General features: G+C 52.2%; 13 protein-coding genes. 8 read left to right on the top strand and 5 right to left on the bottom strand.

Annotated elements, in window-relative coordinates; all coding sequences use genetic code 11:
* Window positions 1-37: 37 nt before the first annotated feature.
* The gene (locus INT19_RS08880) at window positions 38-229 is read right to left on the bottom strand and encodes a DUF2798 domain-containing protein (RefSeq protein WP_193060488.1); all 192 of its coding nucleotides are present in this window, start codon (window positions 227-229) and stop codon (window positions 38-40) included.
* Window positions 230-390: 161 nt separating this feature from the next.
* Window positions 391-1,254 carry a glutathione-dependent disulfide-bond oxidoreductase gene (gene yghU / locus INT19_RS08875; protein WP_193060487.1) on the bottom strand — a complete coding sequence of 288 codons (864 nt, stop codon included), beginning with the start codon at window positions 1,252-1,254 and terminating at the stop codon, window positions 391-393.
* Window positions 1,255-1,408: 154 nt separating this feature from the next.
* Between yghU and INT19_RS08870 the strand changes: the two genes are divergently transcribed.
* Complete coding sequence (locus tag INT19_RS08870; RefSeq protein WP_193060486.1) at window positions 1,409-2,104, top strand: aspartate/glutamate racemase family protein; 696 nt, start codon at window positions 1,409-1,411, stop codon at window positions 2,102-2,104.
* Here the strand turns inward: INT19_RS08870 and INT19_RS08865 are convergent.
* Window positions 2,101-2,526 (bottom strand): organic hydroperoxide resistance protein, encoded by a 426-nt coding sequence (locus INT19_RS08865; protein WP_193060485.1) that lies wholly within the window; start codon window positions 2,524-2,526, stop codon window positions 2,101-2,103. The two genes, INT19_RS08870 and INT19_RS08865, sit on opposite strands and share 4 nt — an antisense overlap.
* A 157-nt stretch (window positions 2,527-2,683) precedes the next feature.
* Entirely contained in the window at window positions 2,684-3,133 is a 450-nt protein-coding gene (locus INT19_RS08860) for a MarR family winged helix-turn-helix transcriptional regulator (RefSeq protein WP_089038806.1), read from the bottom strand.
* A 249-nt stretch (window positions 3,134-3,382) separates the two neighbouring features.
* On the opposite strand from INT19_RS08860, the gene INT19_RS08855 reads away from it, so the two are divergent.
* The 6 genes from INT19_RS08855 to INT19_RS08830 all read left to right on the top strand — a co-directional run bounded on the left by INT19_RS08855 (window position 3,383) and on the right by INT19_RS08830 (window position 9,054).
* Window positions 3,383-4,456: a TRAP transporter substrate-binding protein gene (locus INT19_RS08855; RefSeq protein WP_193060484.1), complete on the top strand. Its 1,074-nt coding sequence runs from the start codon at window positions 3,383-3,385 to the stop codon at window positions 4,454-4,456.
* 72 nt (window positions 4,457-4,528) lie between these two features.
* On the top strand, window positions 4,529-5,155 hold the full coding sequence (locus INT19_RS08850; RefSeq protein ID WP_193060483.1) for a TRAP transporter small permease: 627 nt from the start codon (window positions 4,529-4,531) through the stop codon (window positions 5,153-5,155).
* Window positions 5,156-5,157: 2 nt separating this feature from the next.
* Window positions 5,158-6,438 carry a TRAP transporter large permease gene (locus INT19_RS08845; protein WP_089038803.1) on the top strand — a complete coding sequence of 427 codons (1,281 nt, stop codon included), beginning with the start codon at window positions 5,158-5,160 and terminating at the stop codon, window positions 6,436-6,438.
* Between the two features lie 12 nt (window positions 6,439-6,450).
* Complete coding sequence (locus INT19_RS08840) at window positions 6,451-6,975, top strand: gluconokinase (protein WP_089038802.1); 525 nt, start codon at window positions 6,451-6,453, stop codon at window positions 6,973-6,975.
* Between the two features lie 132 nt (window positions 6,976-7,107).
* Window positions 7,108-8,103: a gluconate operon transcriptional repressor GntR gene (gntR, locus tag INT19_RS08835; protein ID WP_193060489.1), complete on the top strand. Its 996-nt coding sequence runs from the start codon at window positions 7,108-7,110 to the stop codon at window positions 8,101-8,103.
* A gap of 105 nt (window positions 8,104-8,208) precedes the next feature.
* Complete coding sequence (locus INT19_RS08830) at window positions 8,209-9,054, top strand: MOSC domain-containing protein (protein ID WP_193060482.1); 846 nt, start codon at window positions 8,209-8,211, stop codon at window positions 9,052-9,054.
* On the opposite strand, the gene INT19_RS08825 is transcribed toward INT19_RS08830, so the two are convergent.
* The gene (locus INT19_RS08825; RefSeq protein WP_193060481.1) at window positions 9,008-9,913 is read right to left on the bottom strand and encodes a DMT family transporter; all 906 of its coding nucleotides are present in this window, start codon (window positions 9,911-9,913) and stop codon (window positions 9,008-9,010) included. The genes INT19_RS08830 and INT19_RS08825 overlap by 47 nt on opposite strands.
* Before the next feature lie 238 nt (window positions 9,914-10,151).
* Here INT19_RS08825 and INT19_RS08820 point away from each other — a divergent pair, with 238 nt between their 5' ends.
* On the top strand, window positions 10,152-10,574 hold the full coding sequence (locus INT19_RS08820) for an OsmC family protein (protein ID WP_038482328.1): 423 nt from the start codon (window positions 10,152-10,154) through the stop codon (window positions 10,572-10,574).
* Window positions 10,575-10,663: the final 89 nt, after the last annotated feature.

Below are 10,663 nucleotides of genomic sequence, written 5' to 3'. Positions count from 1 at the left end.
TGGGTTAGAAGTGCTTCCGGGGGCCGGTCTCACGGATTCAGGTAGGAGATACTAGGTTAATTACCGGTAGAGCAACCGCAAAAGCAAATAGCCATGCCTTCAACCAAACAAAGATAATGCCCTCGATGAAGCCGACATTGTAGAGCGTAATCACCAGCGACATAATGCACGACATAAACAGTGCCATTAAGAAAGAAAATATCAGCTGGGCGTATTTTGGATCAAACATGGACTGCCTCTGTCAGACACACTATGAATAATGAAGTAAAAATCGCTAACTCAATCAGGATCGATAATGCAGTAAAGAGCGATAGTGGAACACGGTAAATCGCCATCCTTAGCGATCGTTAGCCAATGCGGCCGCCTTACCGGTTCACAGTTGTCCTTGGTTTAACGTTTATCTTCGGTCTTGTGATCAAAATCACTGGCATCGTGACGCTCGTGGAGCTGTTCGCCAGGCTCTCCCCAGGTGCGGTTAACCATTCGGCCACGTTGAACGGCTGGGCGTGCGTCAATCTCATCGGTCCAGCGTAAGACGTTCTGATAGGTATGAGCTTCTAAAAACTCAGCGGCTTCATACACGCGGTTTTTTACCAGTGCGCCGTACCATGGGTGAATCGCCATATCTGCGATGGTGTACTCATCACCCGCCATAAAACGGTTATCTGCTAAGTGACGATCCAATACATCCAACTGACGTTTCACTTCCATGGTATAGCGATCAATCGGGTACTGGTATTTTTCTGGTGCGTAAGCATAAAAGTGACCAAAGCCGCCACCCAGCATGGGCGCGCTGCCCATTTGCCAAAATAACCAGGATAGGCACTCGGTCCGCTTCGCTGGGTCGTTGGGTAAGAACGCAGCAAATTTCTCAGCTAAATAAAGCAGAATCGCACCTGACTCAAAGACCCGCTGGGGCGGAGTGGTGCTGTGATCCATTAGCGCTGGAATCTTAGAGTTGGGGTTTACCTCAACAAAGCCGCTGCCAAACTGATCACCTTCGCCAATTTGTATCAGGTGAGCATCGTATTCCGCTTGTTTAATACCCTGTTCCAGCAGCTCTTCAAGCATTACGGTGACTTTCACGCCGTTGGGGGTTGCCAGAGAGTAAAGCTGTAGCGGATGCTTACCCACGGGTAATACTTTCTCGTGGGTCGCACCAGCAACGGGGCGATTGATGTTAGCGAATTTTCCACCGTTACCAGGTTCCCATTTCCAAACCCGCGGTGGCGTATAGGTCGTGTTGTCGCTCATGATGTCCTCGCTATTCCTACAATAAAAAAGGGCGGTGCGGCGACTCACCCGAAATGTTGCGGCTACTAAGGCGTTATGGGGCCTTAAAATGTGGGTACAAGGATAGTGGGTTGTTAGTCTGATAATAAATAGTTATTTACCATGGAGAAATGTGATGCGGACTATTGGCGTATTAGGCGGTATGAGCTGGGAGTCGACACAAAGCTATTATCAGGCGCTAAACCAAGGGATTAATCAGGCTCTTGGCGGTTTTCACTCAGCGCAGATTGTGATGGTAAGTGTTGATTTTGCTGAAATAGAAACCCTGCAACAACAGGGCGATTGGCAAACTGCTGGCCAGTTACTCGCAAGCGCTGCCAAACGTATTGAAGAGGCTGGGGCAGAATGTTTACTGCTGGCCACCAATACCATGCACAACGTCGCGCCTGCGATTGAAGCCGCTATTCAGATTCCCTTTTTGCACATCGCCGATGCTACCGGGGAAAAATGTCAGAGTGATGGCGTGACTCGGGTTGGGTTGATAGGCACCCGTTTCACGATGGAGCAGGACTTTTACAAGGCGCGCTTAAAAGAGCGCTTTGGGATTGATGTCGTCATTCCGAATGAACAAGAACGTGCTGAGGTGCACCAGGTCATTTTCGACGAGCTATGCCATGGCCATATCCACGCCTCATCGCGTGAGCGTTATCTGGATATTATGACGTCGCTACACCAGCAGGGCGCCGAGGCGATCATTCTAGGTTGTACCGAGATAGCGCTGTTGGTTGAGCAGAAACACACCCAGATACCGCTTTATGACACCACCGCCCTGCACGCAAGCAAAGCGGTGGCTTGGGCGCTAGGTAATTAAACCAGCGTCAGAGTGACATCGATATTTCCGCGGGTAGCGTTGGAGTAGGGGCACACAATATGGGCTTTATCGACCAGTGCTTGGGCAACGTCTTTTTCCAAACCAGGCAAGCTAATTTTTAGCTCAACTTCAATGCCGAAACCGGTAGGAATGGCGCCAATACCGACACTGCCATCGATCTGGGTATCGTCGGACAGTTTAACTTTTTCCTGACTGGCGACGTGCTTAAGAGCACCTAGAAAGCAAGCAGAGTAGCCTGCAGCAAACAGCTGTTCGGGGTTAGTGCCTGCACCGCCGGCGCCACCTAGCTCTTTGGGTGTGCTGAGCTGAACATCCAGCGCGCCGTCAGAGGACTTAGCATAGCCCTCGCGGCCGCCAGTGGCGTGAGCATGTGCGCGGTAAGCAACAGTTTCAATAGACATAGGTTATTTCCTAAACTTGGTTGTTATGGACATAGTTGTTATGGGCATGGCTGTTATGAGCCAAACGTGTGTTTGGGGTTTTAATTTAGTGCAGCTTTATTTTGCGCGCAAGTGAATGGGTGAATAAATTGCCTACCCGGCCACAACGTTCAGCGGGTTACTTGACCTTAAGTAAGTTTTCGCGCAGTTGGACTAAATCCTCTTTCAGTTGGTTGAGTGCTTCAACCGACTTTTCGCTGGCGTTGACCACACAGCTGGGAATATGGCGCGCCTGTTCACGAAGCGAGCGGCCTTTATCGGTCAGGAATAACTCGACGACACGTTCATCTTGCAGGCTACGCTGCCGGATAAGTAGCTGATCACTTTCAAGTCGCTTTAGTAGCGGCGTTAACGAGCCAGGATCTGTAAGTAAGCGTTTGCTTAGGGTACCTACTGTTAGGCCATCTTCTTGCCACAGTACCAGCATGGCGAGGTATTGCGGGTAAGTGAGCCCCAGCTCTTTGAGCAGAGGTTTATAAACTTTGGTCATCATCAATGATGTTGAATACAGCGCAAAGCAGAGCTGGTGATCTAGCTCTAATTCGCTACAAGGGTCTAGCGCTGGCATGTCGACTCCAGGACAGGGTGCATAACGCGTAATGTAGCGCGCGGGGAAGTGAGTAGCTATCCCTAGACGTTGGTCGTAAGTTGGTCGTTTTGTTTTGACACCGCGTGTTGCGATAGCTAGCCTTCACGTATCGGATGTTACCGGTAACAATTTGTTGGAACATAAACTGCAAACCTGATGGCCGATACGATTCGATAGCCTTTCGGTAAATAGCCAACCAACAACAACGACTATTCTGGAGATAACGTCATGACAACGATTTGGCGCAGCACGCTTACTCTGGTCGGCGCGACCACTCTGACTTTTGGCATGGCACATGCTCAAGGCCCTGAACTTTCTGATCCGCCCGCGATTGAAGGCGACGTAGTGGCTGACCACGGCAGTCACACCTTGCGTATGGGCATTGGCCTGTCCGAAACATCGCCGCAGTTTCTCTCTAGCCAGTACTTCGGTGAAATTCTTGAGCAGCGTACCGATGGTCGTATTACGGTCAATGTTTTTCCCAACAGCCAATTGGGCGACGATGTCCAAATGATGGAAATGCTGCAAACCGGCACCTTGGATATGACCTATCCTTCAAGCTCTGCAACGACTGGGTACGTGGAGGCACTGTCAGCATTTGATTTGCCGTTCCTACTACCGAGCCGAGAAGCCGCAGTGGCTGTTATGCAGAGTGACGTGGCTCAGGGAATGCTGGATGCGTTCGAGGGTACAGGCTTAAAAGCGCTGACGTTCTCTGAAAACGGCTATCGCCAGCTGTCTAACAGTGCACGCCCTGTAGAATCACCAGAAGATGTGGCTGGCCTGGATGTTCGCGGCCTGAGCGTACGCACTATGCAAAACCCGGTTCACCTGGCAATTTGGGAAGCGTTAGGTGCCAACCCAACACCAATGGCCTTCGGCGAGCTATTTTCGGCGCTTGAGCAAGGCGTTGTAGACGGTCAGGAAAACCCGTGGAGTACCATCCTTACCTCTAACTTCAATGAAGTGCAGGATTACGGCACCGAAACACGCCATGTTTATACGCCATTTATCATGATGCTTTCCGAGCGTACCTGGAATCGCATGGCACCTGAGTACCAAGCGCTGGTGCAGGAAGCCGCCCGACAGTCGGCTGAGTACGAAATCCAACTTTCTGCCGAGTATGACGACTGGTCGCGTGATCAGTTAGAAGCACGCGGTATGCAAATTACCCGCTTAGATGATGGGCAGTTAGCCGCTTTCCAAGACGCCGTGCAGCCTGTTTATGAAGAGTGGGCGCCGCGTATCGGTGAAGATCTGATCGCTGAAATCCAGCAAATCGTCGAAGACAGCAGCCACTAATCTGCTACGTATAGCGCACCATCGGGCAGGCCCACACGCCTGCCCGACTTGTCAGTGCCCCTCGGAGTTCTTATGACTACCTCCTCTACTCCCCCAAACGTGGTGACCTCTACAGCACCAACGTTGGAAGATCCGTCGGTTTATTTGAACGACCCTAATCGCAAGCTGCTTGAAATTGATACTGAGGCTCGCCAGGGGCCTGCGCTGTTCCGCTGGTTAACACTCGCTATGGAGTATTTGATTGGCGCTATTTTGGCGGCGCTGATTGTCGCGGTTTCCAGTAATGTCGTTGGCCGCTCTGTGTTCAATCATTCACTGCCTTGGGTCGATGAGCTGGCGCGCATGCTGTTTATTTGGCTGGTCTTTATCGGCGCAGCGGCGGCGTTTTCACGCTATGAGCATATTGCTGTCGATGCGCTGGTGAGACGTTTGCCGTTGCGTGTCGCGCACATGCTCTATTGCTTACAACACCTGATTATTAGTGGGCTGATGCTAGTGATGATTTGGGGCGGTTATCAAGTGCTCACGCGCTCAAGTGGACGCTCCGCGATCATGGGCGTACCGCTAAGCTTGGTCAGCCTGTCGTTGGTGTTGTGCGTTATTTTTATCGCGGCGGTATCGCTCTGGCGTATGTGGGTCAGCGTGGGGGTTATCCGTCAACCACATCGCCAATCGGATGACTTACCAGGGGAGCGTTAATCATGCTGTGGATTTTTCTAGCCATATTATTGGCGTCTATTGTGATTGGATTGCCGATTGCGTTTGGCCTAGGGGTAGCAGCCTTAGTCATGGCGGTGCTGTCTGATATCCCGCTATCGATTATGATTGAGCAGTCAATTCGTGGCGTAAATAGCTTCCCGCTGCTGGCGATCCCCTTCTTTATTCTCGTCGGCGAAGTGATGAGTAATGGTGGTATTGCACGACGCTTGATGGAGCTTGCTGGCGCCTTAGTTGGCTTTATGCGCGGCGGACTTGGTCAGGTAGCGATTACCGGTTCGATGTTTTTTGGCGGGATTAGCGGCTCGGCGGTGGCGGATACCGCAGCGACTGGCGCAATGATGATCCCATCGATGAAACAGCAAGGTTACACCGCCGCAAATGCCACGGCGATTAACACCGTGTCGTCGGTGATCGGCATTATTATTCCACCGTCTATACCGCTTATTTTATATGGCATTGTTACCGAGACGTCGATCAGTCGTCTGTTTATCGCGGGGATTGTGCCTGGCCTGTTAATTGGCGCCGCGCTCATGGTGACCACCTTTATTCTGGCGAGCAAGCAGGGTGGCGGCGTTCGCCAATTCCGCTGGGATCGGTTGTGGAAAGCGTTTAAGGATGCCTGGTTAGCGCTGGTGCTCCCTGTGATCGTTATTGGCGGCATTATTGGCGGCGTGTTTACTGCCACTGAAGCCGCTGTGGCTGCTTTGCTTTACTCGCTGTTCATTTCTTTGCTGGTATACCGTGAATTTAAGCTCAGCGAGTTGGGCGGTATGTTAATTCGCACCGCAAGGCTCACTGGCATGGTGATGATGTTGTTGGCTTTTGCCACCGTTATTGCGTGGTTTCTAACCATTAACATGGTTCCACAAACCTTAGTGCGCCAAGTACAGGCGATTACCCAGGAGCCGTTTTTGCTGCTGCTGATCGTGGCGGGGCTACTGCTGTTAGTGGGGTTTGTAATGGACCTAACGCCAGCCATGGTGATTATGGCGCCAATGCTTGCACCGATCGTGACATCGGTGGGTGTTGATGCCGCTTACTTTGGCGTTCTAATGGCCTTTATTTTAGGCATTGGGTTGTTAACCCCGCCGGTTGGTACCTGTCTGTACGTTGGGTGTGGTGTCGGCAAGGTGTCTATGGAGTCCCTGGTAAAAGCCATGCTGCCTTACTACGCCGCCTTGATCGTTGTTCTGGTGGTGCTGATTGCGTTCCCTGGCATCGTTACTTGGCTGCCTGACCTCACCGCCGTGCGCGGCAATTGATAGGAGCATCGAGTGAATAAGCCATCACATCGTATTCTTGTCATGGGCGTTTCTGGATCAGGGAAGTCGCATATCGGACAGCAGTTAGCAGCAGCGCTGGGCGCAACGTTTATTGACGGTGACGACCATCATTCACCGGCTAATGTGGCGAAAATGGCCAGCGGCACGCCACTCAATGACAACGATCGTCGTGACTGGCTGGCAACGCTTGCTGACTTGTTCGCGGCTCATAAAGCGCGCAATGCGTCCGTGGTCATCGCCTGTTCCGGCCTTAAAAAACGCTATCGGGATCGCCTGCGCGAAGGTGACCCTGCGCTGCATGTTTTATATCTAGAAGGAAGCCATGCGCTTCTGCGTGAACGGTTAGCAACCAGGGCAGGGCACTTCTTTAAAGGTGATAATATGCTGGCAAGCCAGCTCGCCGATTTAGAGCCGCCAAGCAGTGATGAAGCGATGACCGTCTCCATTGCGCTATCGCCTAGCGAGATTGTCGAGCACTTTACGGCGGCGCTAGCGCCTACGCTACGCGTTCATTAGGCTAAAGGATGGGATAGGCGAGGGGCCGTACTATTCGCTATGGTATGGCTCCTGCGCATTTTACAGACCTGTATTTAGTAGGCTTACGTACTTAACAGACTTACGCACTTAACAGAACAGTCAGTGACGCCATTGAAGAAAAAACGCCCGACATTACAAGATATTGCTGATCGCGTTGATGCGACAAAAATGACCGTCAGTCGCTGCTTGCGAGACCCTGATACGGTATCAGAAGGACTTCGCGAACGTATTTTCAGTGTTGCTGAACAGATTGGCTATATTCCCAATCGGGCACCAGACCTGCTTTCTCGGGCTACCAGCCACTCTATCGGCGTGTTGGTACCATCGCTGACCAACCAGGTATTTGCTGATGTCATTGTCGGTATCGAAGCGTACACCGAGCCTGCCGGTTATCACTTAATGCTGTCTCACTACGGTTACAGCCCTGAGCTTGAAGAACGCAGTTTGGCCTCGCTGCTCTCTTATAATGTGGATGGCGTCATCTTGTCTGACCGCGATCACACGCCGCGTAGCCTGCGAATGTTGGAGACAGCCGGTATTCCTATTGTGGAAATTATGGATACCCGTCGCCCGCCACTACAGCAGGCGGTGGGGTACGATAACGTGCAGGCCGCTTACGATATGGTCAGTGAGATGATTCGCCGTGGCAGGCGTCAGGTGATTTATCTGGCTGTGCGTCTGGATGAGCGGACACGCCAGCGTGAGCAAGGCTATCGCCAAGCTATGGAAGAGCAAGGGTTAACGCCGATAACGCTGCAGAGCAGTCAGCGCTCTTCCTACAGCGTCGGGGCGGCGCTCATGCAGGAAATTCAACGAGATCACCCTAGTGCCGATGGTGTTTTCTGTACCAATGACGATGTTGCGGTTGGGGCTTACTTTGAGTGTTTGCGCCATGGCATTAATGTCCCCGAACAGATGGCGATTGCTGGGTTTCATGGTCACGATGTCGGCCAGGCGATGAGTCCGCGCCTTGCTAGCGTTATTACACCTCGGCAAGCCATTGGGGAAGCCGCTGCAAAAACGCTATTGTCGCGTATTCGTGGCGAAGCGCCTGAACACCAAGTAATGGATTTGGGGTATCGAATTGAGGCGGGTAAAACACTTTAGCTTCAGGGTGGCTAGCGGCGAGCCAGTAAACTCGATAGGCTGTTAATTAAAGATTGGTCATTAAAAAAGCCATTAAAAAATCGCTATAGAGAGCATGAGACCGCCGTGAATATTACCCAACTCATTGTCTACCCGGTTAAATCCTTAAAGGGAATTAACGTTACCCAAAGTGAACTCCATGGCCATGGGTTAGCCTGGGATCGCCGCTGGATGCTGGTGGATGCCCAGCAGCGTTTTGTTACTCAGCGCCAGCTACCACAGCTTGCCACCATCGCGGTCGAGTTAACCGATCAGGCATTGGTACTATCTCACCCGAAGGTAGACCCGATCGCGATTCCCCTTGAAGACCCCCAAGGTAATTTGCGCCTGGTAAAAGTGTGGAACGACCACTGCAAAGCAGTGCCAGAAAGCGAGGATGTATCGCACTGGCTTGTGGCGGCATTGGGCGAGCAAGCGCAAGGCATTAGCTTAGTGCGCTTTGCTACCGAGTTTACGCGTTCTGTTGAAGAAGATTTTCTGGCGGGAGGCGAGGCCCATACCTACTTTTCTGATGGCTACCCTTTCCTGATAACCACCACCGGCTCTCTGGATGCCTTGAATCAAGCGCTTGTTGCCAATGGGCAATCCTCTGTGCCGATGAACCGTTTTCGGCCGAATATTGTGGTCGATTGTGATGATGCCTGGGCGGAAGACCAGTGGGCCACACTCGCGGGCCAGAGTGGCTATGAGCTGACGCTTCGCAAACCCTGCCAGCGCTGCAAAATTACCACGGTGGACCAGCAAACCGGCACCGTGCCGGAACAGGCAGAACCACTAAAAACGCTGCTTTCCCTGAACACTCAGCCTCATCTTAAAGGCGCGCATTTTGGCCAAAACGCCACGCTAACTACCGGGCAAGGTAGCACTATTCGTGTGGGGGATGAGGTGGTGCCAACGCGCCGCGCGACCTAAGCCTTAATAGTCCGGTAGCAATGGCGGTGCCTGCTAGGGTAATGACCATGCCAGCCACCACTTGAAGACTCAGCGTCTCATTAAGTAGCAAGTATCCCCATAGCAGTGCGCTGACAGGGACCAAAAAGGTGACAGTTGAGGTGGCCGTGGCCCCTGCACTCGCTAATAGGCTGAAATAAAGTAGGAAGGCTAATGTGGTGCTTAGCATCGCCAGCGCCAGGGCGTTACCCCAGGCGAGCACGCTGACAGGCTCGCTAGGCCAGAGCAGCAAACCAGGTACCAGTAACACCAGGGCTGACATCGCGCTACTACCAGCCGCCAACACGCGGCTGGGTAGATGACTCAAGCGTGTTTTCGAGTAGTTACCAGCAAGTCCGTAGCAAAACGTGGCACCGAGTACCGCAACAATAAACCAGCCGTCGCCGCCTAGAGTGAAGTCTAGCCGGTCAGCAGACAGCACATACACACCCAGTAGCGCTAGTGCGAGACCAATGTACTGCTGACGTTGGATGGGGGTGGCAAAAAAGGCGGCGCCTAGTAGGGCCGTGAAAATCGGTGTGGTGGCGTTTATCAGCGAGGTAAACCCCGCCTCTAAACGTGTTGTCGCTAACGCCAACAATGAGAAAGGCAGCACATGATTCATCACACCCAGCAGGAGTAACGGTCCTTTGTGCTGCCAGATCAGCCGCAGGTAGCGCAGGCTCAGGAGCAGCGGCACCAAGAGCAAAGCACCAACTCCCATCCTGACTAACACTAGCGGAATAGCACCAAATTCCGGCGCGGCGACACGCATAAAAATAAACGATAGTCCCCATAGGGAGGAGAGCAAAACCAAACGCAGCGCATCAGCCGATGACATGATGTGTCCTTAGATTCATTGCGGCGACCATAGGTGTGGTGAGTGCCATAGTGCTGCTCAGCTTAACGATAAAGCGTTGGAAAGCGAATAGCGTATAACAGCTAAGAAGTAGTATAGACATGTTGATCGAGTAAATTCGGCAGCGGCGCCAGAATCAGCTACGCTGATTGAGTTGGCGGGCGCAGTGACTGCGTCCTAAAACGAGATGACGCTAACTATCAGAGGAAAGGAGAACGGAATGGATAGTAAAGCAAGCGCACGTTGGGAAGGTGGACTCAAAGATGGCCAGGGCAATGTGGCGACGGAAAGTGGAGCATTGGATGCTGGCTATTCGTTCAAACAGCGCTTTGAAGGAGCACCCGGCACCACCCCGGAAGAGTTAATTGGCGCTGCCCATGCAAGCTGTTTCTCAATGGCGCTTTCGATGATTCTTGGAGAGAAAGGCTTTACCGCTGATGCTATTGATACCAATGCGCGCGTAACGCTTTCACAAAGCGCAGATGGTTTCGATATTTCCAGCATTCATTTGGACGTTGTTGCCAGCGTAAGCGGTGCCGATGACGCTGCTTTTCAAGAAGCTGCTGAAACAGCTAAAGCGAACTGCCCTGTTTCTAAAGTATTAAATGCTGACATAACTATGGACGCAACCTTAAAGGGGTGATTCGAACGCCAGATAACGCCGAAAAGCGCTGCATGTATGCAGCGCTTTTTTGTTTGCCCGGCGAAGCCGGCAACCCCGGACACCTGAAA

This window comes from Halomonas sp. 3A7M (genome assembly GCF_014897875.1).
In the GTDB taxonomy this organism is placed as follows: Bacteria; Pseudomonadota; Gammaproteobacteria; order Pseudomonadales; family Halomonadaceae; genus Vreelandella.
Note: the sequence above shows the minus strand (reverse complement) of the source record. Positions and strands in the feature narration are given on the sequence as shown.